The following is a 22,109-nucleotide window of genomic DNA, read 5'->3' as shown; positions in this document are numbered from 1 at the left end:
GCCGGCTCACATGGCGCGGCTGCCGACGAGCTGCCGGTAGGGGGAGTGTGCCGCGGCCGGCACGGCGATCGCCGTGATGACGAGCCCGCCCTGGATGGTCCACCGGCCGGTGAACCCCTTCGGGGCCTGGTGAACGCCGCGCGTGGCGTGCGGGAGGATCCGTGCGGCGAAGGTGCCGTTCGCCGGGTCGATCTCTATGGTCGCGTCATCGAATTCCAGCGGCCGGTGGGTCAGCGGGTACCAGGTCTTGTAGACGCTCTCCTTGGCGCTGAACAGTATTCGGTCCCAGTGGACGAGGGGGAAGTCGCGGGAGAGCTCCTTCGTCCTGACCTCTTCCTCAGGAAGCGTCACGGCCCGCAGGACGCCGCCCGGCAGTTGCTCGTCGGGCTCTGCGTCTATCCCGACCGAGGCGATCTCGGTGACGCGGGCCACCGCCGCCGCCCGATAGCCGCGGCAGTGCGTGATGCTGCCGCGCACCTGGGCGGGCCAGACCGGCTCCCCCCGCTGCCCCGAGAGGATGGAGCGGTCGGAGGGGAGTCCCAGGCGTGCGAGCGCCATGCGGGCGCAGTGGCGTCCCGTCGTGAATTCCCGGCGCCGGGAGGCCACGGAGTTGCGGACGAGTGCTTCCTCCGCCGCAAGGAGCCTGACGCCTTGCGGGTCGGTGAACAGTTCGTACGAAGCGACTTCCGTCGCGAGCAGCTGCTCAAGCATCGCCTCCACCCCTTTCGGACCGGCGGTCATTCGACAACGGCAAGGACGGGCCTGTGCGGCGTGGCCGCGTCGGGGAGAGGAGTCGACGCCGGCCGAGGGTCCGCAGCATCGGGCCCGGAGGCCGGGCAGCGGTGTTCCCGTGCCTTTGCCCCCTCATGAACTGATAGGGGTTTGCAATCGCCCTGGGGTAGGGCAGGGTGGTTGGCATGAACGGATCGGGCGAGGTGTGCGGGCAGCTGGGGGACGGCGAAGCGCTGGACCGGCTCGCCCACGCCCTCGGGCAGCCGCCACGCAGCATGACGGAGAACGCGCAAGCGCTCTTCGCGCTCCTGCACAGCGATGATCGGGCCCGCGGGGCGGAGGCGGTTCCGGCTGGTTCCTCGGCGCCGGCCGACCCGGTGCGCGGCTGACCTTCCGGCCCCCGCACGGCAGGTCGCCCCGGAGCAGCACGTGCTACGGCATTCCCGTTCATGGTGCGGATCAGCGGGCCTGTTCCAGCGCGAACGTCCGCAGGCCGGAGGTCGTGATCGCGTCGAACAACTCCGCCGCCTGCTCCGACCGCTCCGTCTCCCGCTGCAGAAGCTTCTTCAGATGGGCCAGGCAGCGTGATCGATTGGGCCCCAGCGAACCGCGCGGAATGCCGAGCGTGGCGCTGATCTCGTCGTAGGACATCGGCGGGTCGGTCACCAGCAGACCGAGCAGGGCCTGGCACTTGGGGGAGAGCGCGCAGTACGCGAGCAGGACCTCGTTGTCGCGCTCCTTCGCCAGCGCCGCGCCCTCCGGGTGGTTCTCCGAGGGCTCCGAGCGATCGAAGACCGGTGAATCCCCAACCGGCACGCTGCGACCGGACTTCTCAATGTGCTTGAGGCTCTCCCGGCGGGCCGATACGGCAATCCACTGGGACAGTTTCTCAGGATCACGGAGTTTGCCGAGATGCTGGATCACGCGCATCCAGGTGGTCTGGCTGACATCCTCGCAGTCGGCTGCGCTGAGCCTATGTGCGCGGGCAATCGCCCAAATCAATGGAGTGTGGCGCTCTACGATCCGGTTCCAACTCTCCTGGTTGCCCGCTATGCAGTCGTCAACTAGCTCGTTCAGGGTTGGCGTACGCATATTTCCCCCGGTGGTGTCTGCTTCTTCCGGCGCCTCTGGCCAGTTCATATGTCGACCGAGGGGCGAAGCCGTATTACCCCCGAGTATTCTTCCCTCTGTTGACGTGAAGGGGCCCTCGAGGATCAGCTCGGAAGAGGATCAGACGTATAGCTCGGTGCGTCATTTCGCCGGTGGCTGACGGGGGCTCACGTGACCGACGTAAGCCAACCGGTTAGTAACTTTCTCTCCCCTCTATGCCTGTTGACTATACGAGGCGCCCGGAGTGGGGTGTCAATCGACAATGGGGGTTCAAGCACCGGTCCGAGTAGTTGAATTCCGGGCCGAGCACGCCGTGTTGCCGCGCCGGGCGGGTCGCCCCCCGGCCGCCGTGCTCAGGTCGTGGACGCGGGCGTCGCGCCGCGGTTTCCGTCCCGGGCACCCGGGGTCGGTTCATGTGACGCCGATCACATCGATGGGGAAGTGGGCCGCGGATGTATCCGGAGCCCGGGCTGCCGGATCTGTATTCGTGGCAAAGGGCCGAAGTCGGCCCGAGGGCGGCGCTGCGCGTTCCCTCGGGTGGTAGTTGTCGGGAAGGAAGCCGTGACCCCTGCACGCAATCCATGGCACGCTCTAGGCGCGCTGACGGTCGGATTCGCCCTCATTCTGCTGGAAATGAGTGTCGTGGCGGTCGCCAACCCAGCGATCATGGAGGGGCTGGACGCCAGCATCTCCCAGGTGATCTGGGTGACCAGCGCCTACCTGCTCACGTACGCGGCGCCGCTGCTGTTCACCGGACGGCTCGGCGACCGCTTCGGCCCCAAGAATGTCTACCTCGTCGGCCTGGTGGTGTTCACCCTCGCCTCGCTGTGGTGCGGCCTGGCCGGCAGCATCAACATGCTGATCGCGGCCCGCACGGTGCAGGGCCTCGGCGCCGCCCTGATGACGCCGCAGACCATGGCCGTGATCACCAAGACCTTCCCCGCGGAGAAGCGTGGCGCCGCCATGGGCGTGTGGGGTGGCTCCGCAGGCGTCTCGCTCCTTCTGGGCCCGGTCGTCGGCGGCCTGCTGGTGGACTCCGCCGGCTGGGAGTGGATCTTCCTGATCAATGTGCCGATCGGCGTCATCGCCTTCGCCCTGGCGTGGAAGCTGGTCCCGACGCTGGAGACCAAGAACCACAAGTTCGACCTGTTCGGCATCCTGCTGTCCTGCGCGGGCATGTTCCTGCTGGTCTTCGGCCTCCAAGAGGGCAACAACCGCGACTGGTCGACCGGCATCTGGCTGACGATCTTCGCGGGGCTGGCGGTGCTGGCGCTGTTCGTGACGATGCAGGCGCGCACCACGGACGAGCCCCTGCTGCTGCTCAGCTTGTTCCGCGACCGCAATTTCGCACTGGCGAACATCGGGATCGCGGCCATGGGCGGCGCGGTGACCGCGATGACCGTCCCCTCTTACTTCTACCTGCAAGGCGTGCGCGGGCTCTCCTCGATGGAGTCGGCCCTGATCTTCGCGCCGCTGGCGGTCCTGACCGGTGTCTTCTCCCCGATCGTCGGCAAACTGTCCGACAAGGCGCACCCGCGAACCTTCACCACCCTCGGCTTCGTGCTGTTCGCCGTCAGCATCGTCGGCTTCAGCCTGCAGATGACGCCGGACTCGCCCCTGTGGCTGTTCTCGACCACGGCCGCGCTCACCGGCATCGCCAACGGCATGATCTGGGGCCCGCTGGGCGCCATCGCCACCCGCAACCTTCCCGTGCAGCACTCCGGCTCGGGCTCGGGGATCTACAACACCAACCGACAGATCGGTGCCGTGCTCGGCAGCGCCGCCGTCGGCGCGCTGTTCGTCAACCGCATCCAGGCGCACCTGCCGCGCATGGGCCAGGGCGGCGGCCGGTTCGAAGGCAGCCCCAGCGCGCTCCCGGAAATCGTCCACGAGCCCTACAGCACGGCCCTGAGCGAGACCGGCCTGCTGCCGGTGGCCTTCCTGGTCCTGGGCGCGCTCGCCTGCTCCCTGTTCCTGCGCTTTCCGACACCGGTGACCCAGGAGGAGCCCAAGGAACTGACCCTGCAGAAGGTCGACGGCACCGGCTGAGGCCTGCGAGCGGTACCACTGCATTGTGCGTGAACTGAACGGGGAGAGAGCGTATGACCAGCACAGAAGAGTTCGGTCTGTGGATTCGCAGACTGAACTCCGCGCACGACCCGAAGGCCCGGTTGTTGTGTTTCCCCCATGCCGGCGGCTCGGCGAACTCCTTCTTCCAGTTCGCACGCGGCCTGGGCGAGATGGAGGTCTACGGGGTCCAGTACCCCGGACGGCAGGACCGTCGGCGGGAGCGCTTCCGGGAATCCATCGAGGAACTGGCCGACGAGATCGTCGAGTTCTTGGGCGAATGGACCGATCTGCCCCTCATCCTGCTGGGAAACAGCATGGGCGCACTCGTGGCCTTCGAAGTCGCCCTCCGCCTGGAGTCCCGGGGGAACGCGCCCCTGTCGCTGTTCGCCTGCGGCCGGGTGGCGCCGACCCTGCGCAAGGACGAGGGCACCCACCTCAAGGGCGACGACGCCTTCCTGCGCGAGATGGCGCTGCTGGGCGGCATGGGACACGAGCTGCTGCAGGATGACGAGATCCTCGACCTCGTCCTGCCGCCGATGCGGGCCGACTACCGGATGGCGGAGACCTACTGCTGCCCGCCGGGCACCCAGCTCTCCGTGCCGATCCACGTGCACATCGGGAAGGCCGACCCCAAGGTGACCGAGGCCGAGTCGGCCCAGTGGAGCCTGAGCACCACCGGGGAGTTCACCCTCCAGGCGCATGACGGCGGCCACTTCTTCTTCACTAAGAACAGCTACGGCCTGGTTCGCTCCATCCGCCGATCGGTGGAAGGCGTCCCGGCGGCCAAGGGCTGACCGAGGTCATCCGCTGGCGCACACGGGCGAATTCGCCATGCCCTTTTCCGGGCGCGGGCCGGCGATGCCCGAGCCGTCCTCCACGCCGCAGCAAAGCGCTTCACCGAGACCTGATATGACGGCCCGTCACCGTTCCCGGGTACTGCATGCGATACACGCGCTCCGACGAAAAATTTGAGAATGGCTGTATCTGGGCGGGCCGCCGCGGGATCTAGTAATCGACCACATGGTTCCCGGCATGAGCCCGAAGGTGGGGGAAAACAGGCATGACCCACGAGAAGCCCGACATTGTCGGAGCCCTGCGTAAGTCGCTGAAGGAGACCGAACGTCTGCGGCGGCAGAACCAGCAACTGCTCGACCAGGCGGGCGAGCCCCTGGCGATCGTGGGGATGAGCTGCCGCTTCCCGGGCGGGATCACCTCACCGGAAGACCTGTGGTCGCTGGTCTCCGAGGGACGCATGGGAATCTCGGAGTTCCCCACCGACCGCGGCTGGGACCTGGACCACCTGTACGACCCCGACCCGGACCACACCGGCACGGCCTACACGCGCCACGGCGGGTTCCTCGACGGCATGGCGGACTTCGACGCGGAGTTCTTCGGCATAAGCCCCCGCGAGGCCCTGGCCATGGACCCGCAGCAACGGCAACTGCTCGAGGGGGCGTGGAGCGCCCTCGAGGACGCGGGGATCGACCCGACAACGCTGAAGGGCAGCGACACCGGCGTCTTCTGCGGGCTCATGTTCTCCGACTACCAGTTCGTCGCGAGCCTCAGCGACCGGCGGCCGGAGATAGAGGGCTACCTCTCCATCGCGTCCTCGCCGAGCGTCGCCTCAGGCCGGATCAGCTACACGTTCGGCTTCGAAGGGCCCGCGGTCACGGTCGACACCGTGTGCTCCTCCTCCCTCGTGGCGATCGACCTGGCCGGCAAGGCCCTGCGCGCCAGGGAGTGTTCGCTGGCCCTGGTCGGCGGGGCGACGACGCTGGCCCGGCCCAGCGCCTTCGTGGAGTTCAGCCGCCAGCGCGCCCTGTCCCCGGACGGGCGCTGCAAGGCCTACGCGGCAGCCGCGGACGGCGTCGGCTGGGCCGAAGGCATGGGGCTGCTCGTCCTGGAACGGCTCTCCGACGCCCGGCGCAACGGGCACCGGATCCTGGCCCTCGTACGCGGCAGCGCGATCAACCAGGACGGTGCGAGCAACGGCCTGACCGCACCGAACGGCCCCTCACAGGAGCGGGTGATCCGGCAGGCGCTGGCCACCGCCGGGCTGTCGCCGTCCGACGTCGACGCCGTCGAGGGCCACGGCACAGGAACGCCGCTGGGCGACCCGATCGAAGCGGAAGCGCTGCTGGCGACGTACGGGCAGAACCGGGAGAACGGCCCGCTGTGGCTCGGCTCGATCAAGTCGAACTTCGGCCACACCCAGGCCGCGGCCGGCGTGGCCGGTGTGATCAAGATGGTCATGGCGCTGCGGCACGAGACGCTCCCGCCGACCCTGCACGTCGATGCGCCGTCCCCGCACGTGGACTGGGAGTCGGGTGACGTCAAGCTGTTGACCGAGGCCCGCAAGTGGCCCGTGGGGGAGCGGACCCGTCGCGCCGGCGTGTCGTCGTTCGGCGTGAGCGGCACCAACTCTCACGTGATCCTCGAAGAAGCACCCAAGGAAGACGCCCCAGCAGCGGACACGACCGAGCCGCACCGGCCGGCCGGGGAGAACACGACCGGCGTCCGGCCGCCGGTCCTCGTACCGCTCTCGGCCCGCGGCGAGGCGGCGCTGCGCGAGCAGGCCGACCGCCTGCGCGCCCACATGATCGCTCGTCCCGAGCTGGATCACCTGGACATCGGCTTCGCTCAGGCGACCACACGCGCGCACCTCGAACGGCGCGCCGTGGTCGTGGCCACCGACCGAGGCGCCCTGCTGACCGGCCTGAGCGAGCTGAGCTCGGCCGAGCCCGCCGCGAACGTGGCGGAGGGCCAGCTCGCCGGTACGGGCACCAAGGCGGTGTTCGTGTTCCCGGGGCAGGGGGCGCAGTGGGTCGGTATGGCGGTCGGGTTGCTGGATTCCTCGCCGGTGTTCGCCGCTGAGATTGCCGCGTGTGGTGATGCGCTGGCGGAGTTCGTGGACTGGCGTCTGGAGGATGTGCTGCGCGGGGTACCCGGCGTACCGTCTCTGGACCGGGTGGACGTGGTGCAGCCGGCGTTGTTCGCGACGATGGTGAGCTTGGCGGCGCTGTGGCGTTCGTACGGGGTTGAGCCGGCTGCCGTGGTGGGTCACTCGCAGGGTGAGATTGCCGCCGCGTATGTGGCTGGTGCGTTGTCGTTGCGGGATGCGGCGCGGATTGTGGCCGTGCGTGCGCAGTTGGTGCGTGATCGGTTGGCGGGGCAGGGCGGCATGATGTCGGTTGCGCTGCCGGTGCAGCAGGTGGAGGAGTTGCTGGCCCCGTTTGCGGGGCGGGTGTCGGTGGCGGCGGTCAACGGTCCCGCGTCGGTGATCGTCGCGGGTGAGCCGGGCGCGCTGCAGGAGATCAAGGCAGGGTGCGACCGGGACGAGATCCGCGCCCGCCTCGTCGCGGTGGACTACGCCTCCCACTCCGCCTACGTCGAGGCCATCCAGAACGAGCTGGTGGAGGCGCTGGCGCCGGTGCGCCCGGTGAGCAGCCGGGTGCCGTTCTACTCGACAGTGACGGGCGGATTCCTGGACACGGCGTCGATGGATGCCGCGTACTGGTACCGCAACCTCCGTAACCCCGTCGGCTTCGAGCCCGCCATCCGCGCACTCCTCGACAAGGGCATGGGTTGCTTCGTCGAGATCTCGCCGCATCCGGTCCTGACGATGGCAGTCGAGGAGACCGTCGAGGCACTGGACGCGGCGGGCCGGGTAGCCGTGGTCGGCTCGCTGCGCCGTGACGAGGGCGGGCTGCCCCGCTTCCTGCTGTCGCTCGGCCAAGCGCACGTCGCCGGTCTGCCGATCGACTGGGACGCGGTCTACGCGGGCCATGGGGCTCAGCGCGTCGACCTGCCCACCTACGCCTTCCAGCGGGAGACGTACTGGCTGACGGCGTCGGCGCAGAGCGGTGACGTCGAGGCGGCCGGTCTTGACCGGATGCGGCACCCGGTCCTGGCGGCGGCCGTGCAGGTCGCCGACCGTGACGAGTGGGTGTTCACCGGTCGCCTCTCCGCCGAGTCGCAGCCGTGGGTGCGCGACCATGTGGTGCTGGGCGTCGTGATCGTGCCGGGCACCGCACTCGTCGAACTCGTTCTCGCCGCGGCCCGGCACCTGGGCTGCGAACGCCTCGACGAGCTGATCCTCGAGGCTCCGCTGACGCTCGATGAGGGCTCCGCCCGGCACATCCGGGTCACCGTCGGCCGTCCGGAGGAGGACGGCCGACGCGAGGTCGCCGTCCACTCCCTCGCCGAGACCGCGACCGGAACGGACGACGCACGCCAGGTCGTCCGGCACGCTCACGGCCGGCTGGCCACGGCCCCCGAGGCCGAGCAGGGCGCACCCTTCCCCGCCATCTGGCCGCCGGTCGCGGCCTCCGAGATCTCCGCCGAGGCCCTGTACGAGCGACTGGCGGACATCGGGCTCGACTACGGTCCGCTGTTCCAGGGCGTGCAGACGGCGTGGCGCAGCGGTGACGACGTGTTCGCCGAGGTGGCCCTGCCGGAGGACACCGCCACCGACGGGTACGCCATCCACCCGGCCCTGTTCGACGCCGCGCTGCACAGCAGCATGCTCGACAAGGACGCCGGATCCGCACCGGACCTGCCGTTCTCCTGGTCCGGGGTGCGGTTTGGGCGGACGGCGTCCTCGCAAGTCCGCGTCCGCATCGGCACCGCGGGCGAATCCGCCTTCCGCGTCGACGTCGTCGACGAGAACGGCGCCCTGGTCGTCGCCGTCGACAGCCTTGCCGTACGTCCCGTGGACCCGGGGCAGCTGGTTCGCGCCCAGGGCGAGCAGAACGTGCTGTTCCGGCTGGACTGGGCGCCGGTCACGGCAACATCGTCGCAGGCCCGCGTCGCGGTCCTGGGAGATCTGGATGCCCCGGGTGAGCGCTTCGCCGACCTGCCCGCCCTGGAGGCCGCGCTCGCCGCGGGCGCCGCGCGCGTCGACCTGGTGCTCGCCGCGATCGAAACTCCGGCCACGGACAGCCCCGCCCGGGCCGCGAACGTCGTCGCCGAGCGCACGCTCGCGCTGGCCCAGCGCTGGCTGGCCAGCGAGTGGCTGGGCGAGGCCGCCCTCGTCGCGGTGACCCGCCGCGCGGTCGCCGTCGGCGCGGAGTCCGTGGACCTGTCGCAGGCACCCGCGTGGGGTCTGCTGCGCAGCGCGCAGACCGAGCATCCCGGCCGCTTCGTCCTGGTCGACACCGACGGGCTCGGCGAGCCGGAGTGGAGCTCCCTGGCCGGTCTGGACGAACCGCAACTGGCCGTGCGCGGTGGGGCGCTGCTGGCACCCCGTCTGGGGCGCGCGGTCGCCGGACCGTCCGGTCAGGCGTGGCGGCTGTCCAGCACGGAGAAGGGTTCGCTGGAGAACCTCGCCATCGTGCCCTCCGACGGCGCCCGAGCGCTGGGCGTCGGCGAGATCCGTGTCGCCGTCAGGGCCGCCGGTTTGAACTTCCGCGACGTGCTCATCGCGCTGGGCATGTACCCGGGCGACGCGCCGCTGGGCAGCGAGGCGGCGGGCGAGGTCCTGGAGGTCGGCTCGGGCGTCACCGACCTGGTGCCCGGCGACCGGGTGTTCGGCCTGGTGATGGACGCCTTCGGGCCCGTCGCCGTCGCCGACCGCAAGACCGTGACCCGCATGCCGCACTCCCTCACCTTCGCCGAGGCGGCCGCGATCCCCGTCGTGTACCTGACCGCGTACTACGGCCTGGTGGACCTGGCCGACCTGCAGGTCGGCGAGAAGCTGCTGGTACACGCCGCCGCGGGGGGTGTCGGCATGGCCGCCGTGCAACTCGCCCACCATCTGGGCGCCGAGGTCTTCGCCACGGCCGGCCCGGCCAAGTGGGACGCGGTGCGCGCGCTGGGCGTGCCCACGGAGCGCATCGCCTCCTCCCGCGACCTGAACTTCCGCGACGCCCTCCAGGAGGCCACCAGCGGTACGGGGGTGGACGTGGTCCTCAACTCTCTCGCCGGTGAGTTCGTCGACGCCTCGCTGGAGCTGCTGCCGCGCGGCGGCCGCTTCATCGAGATGGGCAAGGCCGACATCCGCGACCCGGAGGCCGTCGCTCAGCGGCACGCCGACGTGCGCTACCGCTCCTACGACCTGATGGAGGCAGGACCGGAGCGCATCCAGCAGATGCTGGTCGAGATCGCCGCGCTGTTCCAACGCGGCATGCTGTCCCCCTCACCGATCCGCGCCTGGGACGTGCGCCGGGGTCAGGAGGCGTTCCGCTTCCTGCGCGAGGGCCGCAACGTCGGCAAGGTCGTCCTGACCGTGCCAGCACCTCTGGACCCCGAGCGCACCGTCCTGATCACCGGCGGCACGGGCGGCCTGGGTGCGCTGTTCGCCAAGCACCTCGTCACCCGGCACGGCATACGCCACATGCTGCTGGTCAGCCGCCGTGGCCCGGCCGCCGAAGGCGCCGCGGAACTGGTCGCCGAGCTGGCAGCCCTCGGGGCGCAGGCGCGCGTCGTGGCCTGCGACGTGGCGGACCGCGAGCAGGTCGCCGGTCTGCTCGACACGCTCGAGCGCCCGCTCACCGCGGTGATCCACACGGCCGGGGTCCTGGCCGACGGCGTCATAGAGTCGCTCTCCGCCGAGCAGATACGGCGCGTCATGGGGCCCAAGCTGGATGCCGCCTGGCACCTGCACGAGCTCACCTCGCGCATGGACCTGTCGGCGTTCGTGCTGTTCTCCTCCGCCGCGGGCCTGCTCGGCAACGCCGGGCAGGCCAACTACGCCGCGGCCAACGCCGCCGTCGACGCGCTCGCCGCGCTGCGGCAGGCGGCCGGTCTGCCCACGGTCTCCCTGGCGTGGGGCCTGTGGTCCGACTCCACCGGAATGACCGGTGAGATGGACGAGGCCGACCTCGCCCGTATGGAGCGCACCGGCATCGGGGCCCTCTCCAAGGACCTGGGGCTGGACCTGTTCGACCAGGCCCTCGCCTCCGAGGCGGCCCTGCTGGCGCCGGTGCGCCTGGACCCGGCCGCACTGCGCGCCCAAGCACGGTCCGGCACCCTGCCCGCCCTGCTGCGCGCTCTGGTCCGGGCCCCTGCGCGCCGTGCCGACACCGCCCGGTCGCTGGAGCGCCGGCTTGCCGCGGTGCCCGAGGCGGACCGCGAGCAGGTCGTCCTCGACCTGGTGCGCACCCAGGTCGCCTCCGTGCTCGGCCACGCCTCGGCCTCCGCGGTCGATCCCGAGCGTGCCTTCAAGGAGCTCGGCTTCGACTCCCTGGCCGCAGTCGAGCTGCGCAACCGGCTCAGCCAGGTGACCGGCCTCCGGCTGCCCGCCACGCTGATCTTCGACCACCCCACCCCGCTCGAAGCCGCCCGGCGCATCCTCACCGAAGCCGGCGGAGCCACCTCAGGACCACGCCCCTCACCGCTCGACGCCGAGCTGCAGCGGCTCGAGGCGCTCCTGATCGCCGTCGCCGGCCACGCGCAGCAACTGGCCGGCGCGGAGCCCCGCCTGCGCTCGCTCAGCAACCGGCTCCGGACCCTGCTGAACACGACGGGCGCCGGCCACGAGGACGCCGACGAGGACCTCGACGACGACCTCGACGACGCGTCCGACAACGAGATGTTCGACCTGATCGACAAGGAGCTCGGATCCGCATGACCGGGAACACGGATGACGGCCGCAGCGGATCGATCAACGACGATCAGCAGAAACTCCGCACCTACCTGCGCCGGGTCACCGCCGAGCTGCGCACCGCGAACCGCAAGGTGCGCGACCTGGAGCAGCGTGACCTCGAGCCGATCGCGATCGTGGGCATGAGCTGCCGGTTCCCCGGCGGGGTGACGTCCCCGGAGGAGCTGTGGGAGCTGGTGGCCTCCGGCCGGGACGGCATGGGCCCGTTCCCGACCGACCGCGGCTGGGATCTGGAGGGGCTGTACGACCCGGACCCCGACCGGCCGGGCACCGCCTACGGTCAAGAGGGTGGATTTGTCGACACCGCCACCACGTTCGACGCCGACTTCTTCGGGATCAGCCCGCGCGAGGCGCTGGCCATGGACCCGACGCAACGCCTGACGCTGGAAGCGGCGTGGGAGGCCTTCGAGCACGCGGGCATCGACCCGACGACCCTGCGGGGCAGCGACACCGGCGTCTACGCCGGCACTGTCTCCTCCGACTACGGCCCCTCGACACTGCCCGAGCTGGAAGGCTTCCGGGTGACGGGCACCCAGAGCAGCGTGATGTCCGGCCGTGTCGCCTACAGCCTCGGCCTGGAGGGGCCGGCCGTCACGATCGACACCGCTTGCTCCGCCTCCGCCGTCGCTCTGCACCTGGCAGCGAACGCACTGCGGGCGGGCGAATGCTCCCTCGCGCTCGCCGGCGGCGTCACGGTACTGGCCGGTCCCTTCCTGTTCGTCGAGTTCAGCCGCCAGCGTGGGCTGGCGCCCGACGGGCGGTGCAAGGCGTATGCGGCGTCGGCCGACGGGACCGGGTTCTCCGACGGTCTCGGTCTGGTGGTGCTGGAGCGGTTGTCGGACGCGCGGCGCAATGGGCGGCGCATCCTGGGCTTGATCCGTGGCAGTGCGGTGAACCAGGACGGTGCGAGCAACGGTCTGACGGCGCCGAACGGCCCCTCGCAGGAGCGGGTGATCCGACGAGCCCTCGCCAGTGCGGGACTGTCGCCGTCCGACGTGGACGCCGTGGAGGGCCACGGCACGGGGACGAGGCTCGGTGACCCGATCGAGGCGCAGGCGTTGCTGGCGACGTACGGCCGGGAGCGGGAGGGTGATCCGCTGTGGCTGGGCTCGATCAAGTCCAACATCGGGCACACCTCGGCCGCTGCGGGCGTGGCTGGTGTGATCAAGATGGTGATGGCGATGCGGCACGGGGTGCTGCCCCGGACTCTGCATGTCGATGAGGCGTCGCCGCACGTGGATTGGGAGTCCGGCCGCGTCGAGTTGCTGACCGAGTCCCGGGAGTGGTCCGTGAAGGGTCGTCCGCGCCGTGCGGGCGTGTCGTCGTTCGGTGTCAGCGGCACGAACGCGCACATCATTGTGGAGGAGGCACCGGCCGAGGAGCCGGTGGTGGCGGACGAGCGGACCAGGCCTGTCGCTCCGATCCCCGTGGTGCTGTCGGCCCGCACGGATGCGGCGTTGCGGGAGCAGGCCGAGCGGCTGCGCGAGTGGATGGCGGCCGACGCGGATGTATCGGTGGAGGACGTCGGGTTCTCGGCTGCGTCGTCGCGGGCGTTGCTGGAGCGGCGTGCCGTGGTCGTTGCCGCGGATCGGGATGAGCTCCTGTCCCGGCTGTCCGAGGTCACCGCCGGTGCGTCGGGTGTGGGTGGTAAGTCGGCGTTCTTGTTCACCGGTCAGGGCTCGCAGCGGTCGGGGATGGGCCTGGAGCTGGCGGCCGCGTTCCCGGTGTTCGATGAGGCGTTGACGGCGGTGTGTGCGGAGTTGGATCCGCGGCTGGGCCGGTCGGTGCGGGAGCTGCTGGCCGCTGACGCTGAGGTGTTGGCCTCGACGGAGTTCACCCAGGTGGTGCTCTTCGCCGTCGAGGTGGCGCTGTTCCGGCTGACCGAAGCACTCGGGCTGCGCCCGGACTACCTGATCGGGCACTCGGTCGGGGAGATCGCGGCCGCCCACGTGGCCGGTGCCCTGTCCCTGGCTGACGCCGCCGAACTCGTCGTGGCACGCGGGCGGTTGATGGGCGCGCTGCCTGCGGGCGGGGCGATGGTCGCCGTGCAGGCCACGGAAGCGGAGGCGACCGGGTCGCTGGCCGGGTTTGAAGGCCGTTTGGAGATCGCGGCGATCAACGGGCCGACGTCGGTCGTCGTGTCCGGTGATGGCGGCGCCGTCACGGAGTGGCTGCCCCGGTGGGAGGGACGCAAGACCACCCGGTTGCGGGTGTCGCACGCGTTCCACTCCCCGCTCATGGAGCCGATGCTGGATGAGTTCCGGACGGTCGCGGAGCGGCTGACGTATGCGCGGCCGCGTCTCCCGATCGTGTCCAATGTGACCGGTGCCGTGGTGTCGGCGTTCGACGCCGACTACTGGGTGCGGCACGTGCGCGGCGCGGTGCGGTTCGCCGACGGGGTCGGCAGTCTGTGGGAGCTGGGTGTTCGCCGGTTCCTGGAGCTGGGCCCGGACGCGGTCCTGACCGCGATGGCCCGCCAGTGCGTCGAGGATGACACCGAGGCGGTGTTCCTCCCGGCGCTGCGCGCGAAGCACGGCGAGCTGGACACCTTCGCAGGCTTCCTCGGCCACGTGCACACCGCCGGCATCAGCGTCGACTGGAACGCCTTCTACACCGGTACCGGCGCCCAGCGCGTCGACCTGCCCACCTACGCCTTCCAGCGCGAGCGGTTCTGGCTGACCCCGGGTACCGCTCCGGGTGATGTATCCGCCGCCGGCCTCATCGCCGTGGACCACCCCCTGCTGGCCGCGGCCGTACACGTCGGCGACCGCGACGAATGGGTTCTCACCGGCCGCATCTCCACCGAAACGCAGCCCTGGGTCGCAGAGCACCTGCTGCTCGGCACCATGGTCGTGCCCGGCACGGGACTGGTCGAGCTGGCCCTCACCGCCGGGCGCCACAGCGGCGCTCCGGTACTCGACGAACTGGTACTCGCCTCACCCCTGATCGTTCAGCACGACGTCACTCGGCAGCTGCAGATCACCGTTGGCGCGTCCGGGCCCGACGGCCGCCGCGACATCGCGATCTACTCCCGGCCGGAGAGCGGCAGCGCGGACACCGAGACCGTCTGCCACGCCCGGGGCACTCTCGGCACCGACAGCGCGCCCGCACAGGTCTGGCCGGACCAGTGGCCGCCGCAGGACGCCGAACCGATGCACGTCGACGAGCTCTACCACCGTCTGGCCGACCTCGGATACGACTACGGCCCCCTCTTCCACGGCGTCGAGGCCCTCTGGCGCGACGGTGACGCGACCTACGCCGAGGTGACGCTGCCCGAGGGGCACGAGGGCTTCGGTATCCATCCCGCGCTCTTCGACTCCGCCCTGCAGAGTGGCGTCATCCTGCTGACCGGAAGCGACGCCGCGGCGCACCTCATGCCGTTCAGCTGGAGCGGCGTACGGCTTGACCGCCCCGGTGTCTCGCGCCTGCGGGTCCGTTCCACCATGACCGACGGCACCTCGCTGCGGCTGGACGCCGTCGATGAGCACGGCGCCCCGGTGGTGTCCGTGCGCTCCCTCATCGTGCGTCCCGTCGAGCAGGAAGCCCTCAACGGCACAGGCGGGGACGCGCGACAGTCGCTGTACACAGTGGACTGGACGCGGGTCGAGACCGGTCCGACCTCCGGTACTCCGGACTTCACCCGGATCGGCCCGAACAAGACCTACCCGGACCTGGACGCCTTGGAGCGCGCGGTCACCGAGGGAGCCACTACGGCACCGGCGGCGGTGATCGCCGCAGTGCCCATCGCCGAGGACGACCCGTCAGTGTCGGTGCATACCACCGCCATCCGGGCGCTGACTCTGGTGCAGGGCTGGTTGGCCGGTGAGTGGGTGGGTGAGTCGCGGCTTGTGGTGACCACGCGCGGGGCGGTGGCCATCGGTGACGAGGCTCCCGATATCGCGCAGGCGGCGGTGTGGGGTTTGTTGCGCAGTGCGCAGTCGGAGCACCCGGGTCGGTTCGTGCTGGTGGATGGTGAGCTGGGTGGTGAGGAGCCGGACTGGGGTGCGGTGCTGGGCGCCGACGAGCCGCAGGTGGCGGTGCGTGACGGCCGACTGCTGGCGCCGAGGCTGTCGCGCGCCGCCGCCGCCGGTGAGCGGGCGGCGACCGTGTTCGATCCGGACGGGACGGTGGTGGTCACGGGGGGTACCGGTGGTCTGGGCGCGGTGTTCGCCCGGCACTTGGTGGCCGTCCATGGGGTGCGTCATCTGTTGCTGTTGAGCCGGCGCGGCCCGCGGGCCGCAGGCGCGGCCGAGCTGGTGGTCGAGCTGGAGGGACTGGGCGCCGACATTCGGATCGCTGCGTGCGACGTGTCGGACCGGGACCAGCTGGCGGCGGTCCTCGGCTCCGTCGCGCACCCCCTGACGGCGGTGGTGCATGCGGCGGGTGTGCTGGACGACGCGGTGATCGCGTCGCTGACGCCCGAGCAGGTCGAGCGGGTGCTGCGGCCGAAGGTGGACGCCGCCCTGCACCTGCACGAGCTGACCGCCGACACCGACCTGTCCGCGTTCGTGCTGTTCTCCTCGGTAGCCGCGCTGATCGGCGGCCCGGGCCAGGGCAACTACGCGGCGGCCAACGCGGCCCTCGACGCGCTGGCCGCGTCGCGCCGGGCAGCGGGGCTGCCGGCGACGTCCCTGGCCTGGGGTCTGTGGGGCGATGCCGGCGGTATGGCCGGCGAGCTCAGTGAGAGTGATGTGGCTCGCCTGGAGCGCACCGGTGTGGGCGCGCTGTCCCAGGAACGCGGACTGGACTGCTTCGACCTGGCGCTCGGCACCGGCGCGGCGCTCCTGGCGCCCGTCCGGCTCGACCCGGGCGCGCTCCGGGCCCAAGCCCGGGCGGGTCTGCTGCCCGCGCTGCTGCGCGGCCTTGCACCGGTCCCTGCCCGACGTGCCGAGACCGCCGGTTCACTCGCGCAGCGCCTCGCCGGTGTCGCCGAGACCGACCGGGAGCGGATCGTCTTGGACGCGGTGGGGGAGCAGGTCGCAGCGGTTCTCGGCCACACCTCGGCCACGGCGATCGACACCGACCGCGCCTTCAAGGACCTCGGCTTCGACTCGCTGAGCGCGGTGGAGCTGCGCAACCGGCTCACGCAGGCCACCGGCGTGCGCCTGCCCGCCACGCTGATCTTCGACCATCCCACTCCCGCCGCCGTCGCGAGACTGCTGCTCACCGAAATCGGTGGCATCGCCGAAGCGCCGAAGCCGGCCGCTCGGGCCAAGCGGATCACGTTGGATGAGCCGCTGGCCATCGTGGGCATGAGCTGCCGTTACCCGGGCGGCGTGACGTCGCCGGAGGAGCTGTGGGAGCTGGTGGCATCCGGCCGTGACGCGGTGGGCGGGCTGCCCACCGACCGCGGCTGGGACCCGAGCATCTACGACCCCGACCCCGATCAGGCCGGGAAGATCAACACCAAGGGTGGCGCCTTCCTCGACCGGATCGGGGAGTTCGACGCCGGTTTCTTCGGGATCAGCCCGCGTGAGGCGCTGGCGATGGATCCGCAGCAGCGTCTGCTGCTGGAGGCGTCTTGGGAGGCGTTCGAGCACGCCCGCATTGACCCGACGACGCTGCGCGGCAGCGACACGGGCGTGTTCGCGGGCGTCGTGACCACGGACTACGGCGGCATGGCCTCCACCGAGCTGGAGGGCTATCGCCTGACCGGAACCACGACGAGTGTGGTCTCCGGCCGGATCGCCTACACACTGGGCCTGGAAGGCCCGGCGGTATCGGTGGACACGGCCTGCTCCTCCTCTTCCGTCGCCCTGCACCTGGCGTCCCAGTCGCTGCGGTCCGGTGAGTGCTCGCTGGCACTCGTGGGCGGCGTGACCTTGCTGGCGGGCCCCTACCTCCTGACCGAGTTCAGCCGCCAGCGGGCCGTGGCGCCCGACGGGCGCTGCAAGGCGTATGGGGCCTCGGCCGACGGGACCGGCTTCTCCGACGGTCTCGGTCTGCTGGTCCTGGAGCGGTTGTCGGACGCGCGGCGCAATGGGCGGCGCATCCTGGGCTTGATCCGTGGCAGTGCGGTGAACCAGGACGGTGCCAGCAACGGTCTGACGGCGCCGAACGGCCCCTCGCAAGAGCGGGTGATCCGGCAGGCGCTGAGCAATGCCGGGCTGTCGTCGGCGGATGTGGACGCGGTCGAGGGCCACGGCACGGGCACCGTACTGGGCGATCCGATCGAGGCGCAGGCATTGCTGGCGACGTACGGCCGGGAGCGCGACGGCGACCCGCTGTGGCTGGGCTCGATCAAGTCCAACATCGGCCATACGTCCGCTGCAGCGGGCGTGGCTGGTGTGATCAAGATGGTGATGGCGATGCGGAACGGAGTGCTGCCCCGGACTCTGCACGTCGATGAGGCGTCGCCGCACGTGGACTGGGACTCCGGCCGCGTCGAGTTGCTGACCGAGCCGCGGCAGTGGTCCGCGAAGGGTCGCCCACGTCGCGCCGGCGTGTCGTCCTTCGGTGTCAGCGGCACCAACACGCACATCATCGTGGAGGAGGCACCGGCCGAGGAGCCGGCGACCGCCGAGCGAACGGCTCCTGCCGCTCCGATCCCCGTAGTGCTGTCGGCGCGCACGGAAGTGGCATTGCGGGAGCAGGCCCAGCGGCTGCGCGAGCGGGTGGCGGCCGATGCGGAGACTTCCGTGCTGGACGTCGGGTTCTCTTCGGTGTCATCGCGGGCGTTGCTGGATCACCGGGCCGTGGTGGTGGCGGCAAGTCGGGACGAGCTGCTGTCACGGCTGTCCGACGTATCGGCGGAGTCGGGCGTCGGTGTCCCGGGCAAGACGGCGTTCTTGTTCACCGGTCAGGGCTCGCAGCGGTCGGGGATGGGCCTGGAGCTGGCGGCCGCGTTCCCGGTGTTCGATGAGGCGTTGACGGCGGTGTGTGCGGAGTTGGATCCGCGGCTGGGCCGGTCGGTGCGGGAGCTGCTGGCCGCTGATGCTGAGGTGCTGGCCTCGACGGAGTTCACCCAGGTCGTGTTGTTCGCTGTCGAGGTGGCGCTGTTCCGGCTGATGGAAGCACTGGGGGTGCGTCCGGACTATCTGATCGGGCATTCGGTCGGGGAGATCGCGGCCGCTCACGTGGCCGGGGTGCTGTCTCTGGCTGACGCCGCCGAACTCGTCGTGGCACGCGGGCGGTTGATGGGCGCGCTGCCTGCGGGCGGGGCGATGATCGCCGTGCAGGCCACCGAAGGTGAAGTAGCCGGGTCGCTCGCCGGGTTCGCAGGCCGCCTGGAGATCGCGGCGATCAACGGCCCCACGTCGGTCGTGGTTTCCGGCGATGAAGACGCCGTCACCGACTGGCTTCCGCAGTGGGAGGGACGCAAGACCACCCGCCTGCGGGTGTCGCACGCGTTCCACTCCCCGCTCATGGAGCCGATGCTCGACGAGTTCCGCACGGTCGCGGAGCGGCTGACCTACTCCGCTCCGCGCATTCCGGTGCTGTCCAACGTGACCGGGCAGCTCGTGTCGGCGTTCGACGCCGACTACTGGGTGCGGCACGTGCGCGGCGCGGTGCGGTTCGCCGATGGGGTCGGCACCTTGTGGGAGCTGGGTGTTCGTCGGTTCCTGGAGCTGGGTCCGGACGCGGTCCTGACCGCGATGGCCCGCCAGTGCGTCGAGGATGACACCGAGGCGGTGTTCCTCCCGGCGCTGCGCGCGAAGCACGGCGAGCTGGAGACGTTCGCCGGGTTCCTGGGCCACGTCCACACGGCCGGCATCAGCGTCGACTGGGACGCCTTCTACGCCGGAACCGGTGCCCACCGCGTCGACCTGCCCACCTACGCCTTCCAGCGCGAGAACTACTGGCTGTCCCGCAACACCGGTGGGGGCGATGTCGCCACCGTCGGCCTGGACCGGGTCGAGCACCCGATCCTGGCCGCCGCCGTGCAGGTCGGCGACCGCGACGAATGGGTCTTCACCGGCAGCATGTCGCAGGAGTCGCAGCCGTGGACGCGCGACCACGCGGTGTTCGGGATCGTGCTGGTGCCGGGTACCGCGATGTGCGAGATGGCCCTGACCATCGGCAGGAGGCTGGGCTGCGAAGTCGTGGACGAGATGGTCATCGCCGCGCCTCTGGTCCTGGAGGACGACGTGACGCGGCAGATCCGGGTCACGGTCGGTGCGGTCGGTGACGACGGTCGTCGCGAGATCGCCTTCTTCTCCCGGATCGCGGTGGGCCCGGATGAGGCCACCGAGCTGACCTGCCACGCCCGCGGCTGGCTCTCCGCCCAGGCCGAGAGCCTGGAGCTGTTGCCCATCCCGTGGCCGCCTGAGGACGCCCAACCGGTCGCCGTGTCCGAGCTGTACACGCTGCTCAACCGGAACGCCCACCTCACTGACGTGGGCTTCGACTACGGCCCGGCTTTCCGTGCCGTGCAGTCCGCCTGGCGCCGAGGTGACGAGGTTCTCGTCGAGCTGGAGCTGCCCGAGGCGGCCGGCTCGGCCGACGGGTTCGCCATCCACCCGGCGATGTTCGACTCCGCCCTGCACGGCGGGCTCGGCATGCTCGACATGGGTGAGGAGAATCCCAGCGGCTTGCCGTTCTCCTGGTCCGGGGTGCAGTTGGAGCGCTTCGGCCTGACCCGGCTCCGGGTGAGGATCACGTTGCCGGACCCGATGTCCCTGCGGCTGGACATCGCGGGCGAGGACGGCCTGCCGGTGGCCTGCCTGCGGCGGCTCGACGTCCGTCCGGTGGAGCAGGCCCATCTGGAAGCCGCGCGTCAGCAGGGCGAGCGCCACCTCTACGCGATGGACTGGATTTCCGTGCAGGCCGTCGCGCCACGGCCGACCGTCGGTCTCGCCGCGGTCGGTCCGGTCGGCGGGTCGATGGACCGGTTCGCCGATCTGGCCGAGCTGGAGAAGGGCGCGGAGGAGGGCATGCGAGCGCCCGAGGCGGTGCTGGCCGCGATCCATACGCCGAGCGGCGACGTGGCCGAAGCGGCGCGCACGTCCGTGGTCGAGGCGCTGGCGCTGGTGCAGGAATGGTTGGCCAGTGAGTGGCTGGGCGACGCCCGGCTGGTCGTGGTGACCCGGGGTGCGGTGTCCGTCGGTAGTGAGGCCGCTGATATCGCGCAGGCCGCGGTATGGGGTTTGCTGCACAGCGCGCAGTCGGAACACCCGGCCCGGTTCGTGCTGGTCGATCTCGATCTGGATGGTGCGGAACCGGACTGGGATGCGGTGCTCGGGACGGACGAGCCGCAGGTGGCGGTGCGTGACGGCAGGGTACTGGCGCCACGGCTGTCGCGTGCCTCCACGGATCCGTCGGCGCCTGGTACGTCGGCGACGGCGTTCGATACCGACGGAACCGTGGTGATCACGGGTGGTACGGGTGGTCTGGGCGCGGTGTTCGCCCGCCATCTTGCCGCCGACCACGGCGTACGCCATCTGCTACTGCTGAGCCGGCGTGGCCCACAGGCCACCGGTGCCGCCGAACTGGTGGCGGAGCTGGAGGGCCAGGGCTGCCACGCCAGAGTCATTGCCTGCGACGTGTCCGACCGCGAACAACTGGCCGCCGCACTGGCCTCTGCGGAGCGTCCGGTCACCGGAGTCGTCCACGCGGCCGGGGTGCTGGACGACAGTGTGATCCAGTCGCTCACGCCGGAGCAGGTCGAACGGGTGATGCGCCCGAAGGTGGATGCGGCGTGGCACCTGCACGAGCTGACCGCCGAAGCGGATCTGTCGGCGTTCGTGCTCTTCTCCTCGGTCGCGGCGCTCATCGGCAGCCCGGGCCAGGGCAACTACGCCGCCGCCAACGCCGCCCTCGACGCACTGGCCGCCGCGCGGCGGGCCGTCGGGCTGCAGGCGACGTCCCTGGCCTGGGGCCTGTGGGGCGACGTCGGCGGAATGGCGGCGCAACTGGGCCAAGGAGAGTTGGCCCGTCTGGAGCGGATGGGAGCCAAGGCGTTGACGGCCGAGCTGGGTCTCGACCTCTTCGACGAGGCACTCACCTCGGACGCGGCGCTGCTGGCGCCGGTCCGGCTGGACCCGGCGGTGCTGCGCGCCCAGGCCCGGGCCGGGACGATCCCGGCCGTGCTGCGCGGGCTGGCACCCGCGGCGGCCCGGCAGGTGGAGGCACCGACGGTGTCCCTGCGGGATCGGCTCGCGGGAGTGTCCTCGGCCGATCAGGAGCACATCGTCCTGGACCTGGTCCGTACCCAGGCGGCGGCCGTCCTGGGGTACGCGTCGGCCGGGGCCATCGAACCCGGGCGCGCGTTCCAGGAGATCGGCCTCGACTCGCTCGGCGCCGTCGCCCTGCGCAACCGGCTTACGCAGGCGACCGGCATGCGCCTTCCGGCCACGTTGGTGTTCGACCACCCCACGCCGGCAGAGATCGCGCGCCTGTTGCTGGCCGAGTTCGGCGGCGGTGCCGCCGTCGAACCGCTGATCGATACGGAACTGAAGAAGCTGGAAGACATGCTCTCCGCGATCGCCGACGGCGAACGGGGGCGCGTGGCCGATCGGCTGCGCCGCCTGCTGTCCGTCGTCGTCGACGACGGGGAAGCGGAGAGCACGGCCGAACGCATCGAAGCGGCCACATCCATGGATGAGGTCTTGCACATGATCGACGCCGAGTTCGGCGAAGCGTGACAAGGGGCGGG

Annotated in this window: 7 protein-coding genes; 5 read left to right on the top strand and 2 right to left on the bottom strand. The window is 70.9% G+C overall.

From position 1 onward, the window contains the following. Positions 1-6: 6 nt before the first annotated feature. Positions 7-711 carry a 4'-phosphopantetheinyl transferase superfamily protein gene (locus tag ABZ721_RS05585; protein WP_358787288.1) on the bottom strand — a complete coding sequence of 235 codons (705 nt, stop codon included), beginning with the start codon at positions 709-711 and terminating at the stop codon, positions 7-9. A gap of 206 nt (positions 712-917) precedes the next feature. On the opposite strand from ABZ721_RS05585, the gene ABZ721_RS05580 reads away from it, so the two are divergent. Further along, entirely contained in the window at positions 918-1,121 is a 204-nt protein-coding gene (locus ABZ721_RS05580) for a hypothetical protein (protein ID WP_358787287.1), read from the top strand. A 70-nt stretch (positions 1,122-1,191) separates the two neighbouring features. Here ABZ721_RS05580 and ABZ721_RS05575 read toward each other — a convergent pair whose 3' ends face one another. Then, positions 1,192-1,872 carry a sigma-70 family RNA polymerase sigma factor gene (locus ABZ721_RS05575; protein ID WP_358787286.1) on the bottom strand — a complete coding sequence of 227 codons (681 nt, stop codon included), beginning with the start codon at positions 1,870-1,872 and terminating at the stop codon, positions 1,192-1,194. A gap of 330 nt (positions 1,873-2,202) precedes the next feature. Here ABZ721_RS05575 and ABZ721_RS05570 point away from each other — a divergent pair, with 330 nt between their 5' ends. The 4 genes from ABZ721_RS05570 (at position 2,203) to ABZ721_RS05555 (ending at position 22,098) form a co-directional block, all read left to right on the top strand. Then, entirely contained in the window at positions 2,203-3,891 is a 1,689-nt protein-coding gene (locus tag ABZ721_RS05570) for an MFS transporter (protein ID WP_358787285.1), read from the top strand. A gap of 53 nt (positions 3,892-3,944) precedes the next feature. Then, on the top strand, positions 3,945-4,706 hold the full coding sequence (locus ABZ721_RS05565; protein ID WP_358787284.1) for an alpha/beta fold hydrolase: 762 nt from the start codon (positions 3,945-3,947) through the stop codon (positions 4,704-4,706). A 266-nt stretch (positions 4,707-4,972) separates the two neighbouring features. Continuing rightward, positions 4,973-11,482, top strand: a complete 6,510-nt coding sequence (locus tag ABZ721_RS05560; RefSeq protein WP_358787283.1) for an SDR family NAD(P)-dependent oxidoreductase — start codon at positions 4,973-4,975, stop codon at positions 11,480-11,482. After that, on the top strand, positions 11,479-22,098 hold the full coding sequence (locus ABZ721_RS05555) for an SDR family NAD(P)-dependent oxidoreductase (protein WP_358787282.1): 10,620 nt from the start codon (positions 11,479-11,481) through the stop codon (positions 22,096-22,098). The genes ABZ721_RS05560 and ABZ721_RS05555 overlap by 4 nt, the downstream gene beginning before the upstream one ends. Positions 22,099-22,109: the final 11 nt, after the last annotated feature.

Origin of the sequence: Streptomyces sp. NPDC006733 (genome assembly GCF_040636125.1) — a bacterium.
GTDB lineage: Bacteria > Actinomycetota > Actinomycetes > Streptomycetales > Streptomycetaceae > Actinacidiphila.
Note: the sequence above shows the minus strand (reverse complement) of the source record. Positions and strands in the feature narration are given on the sequence as shown.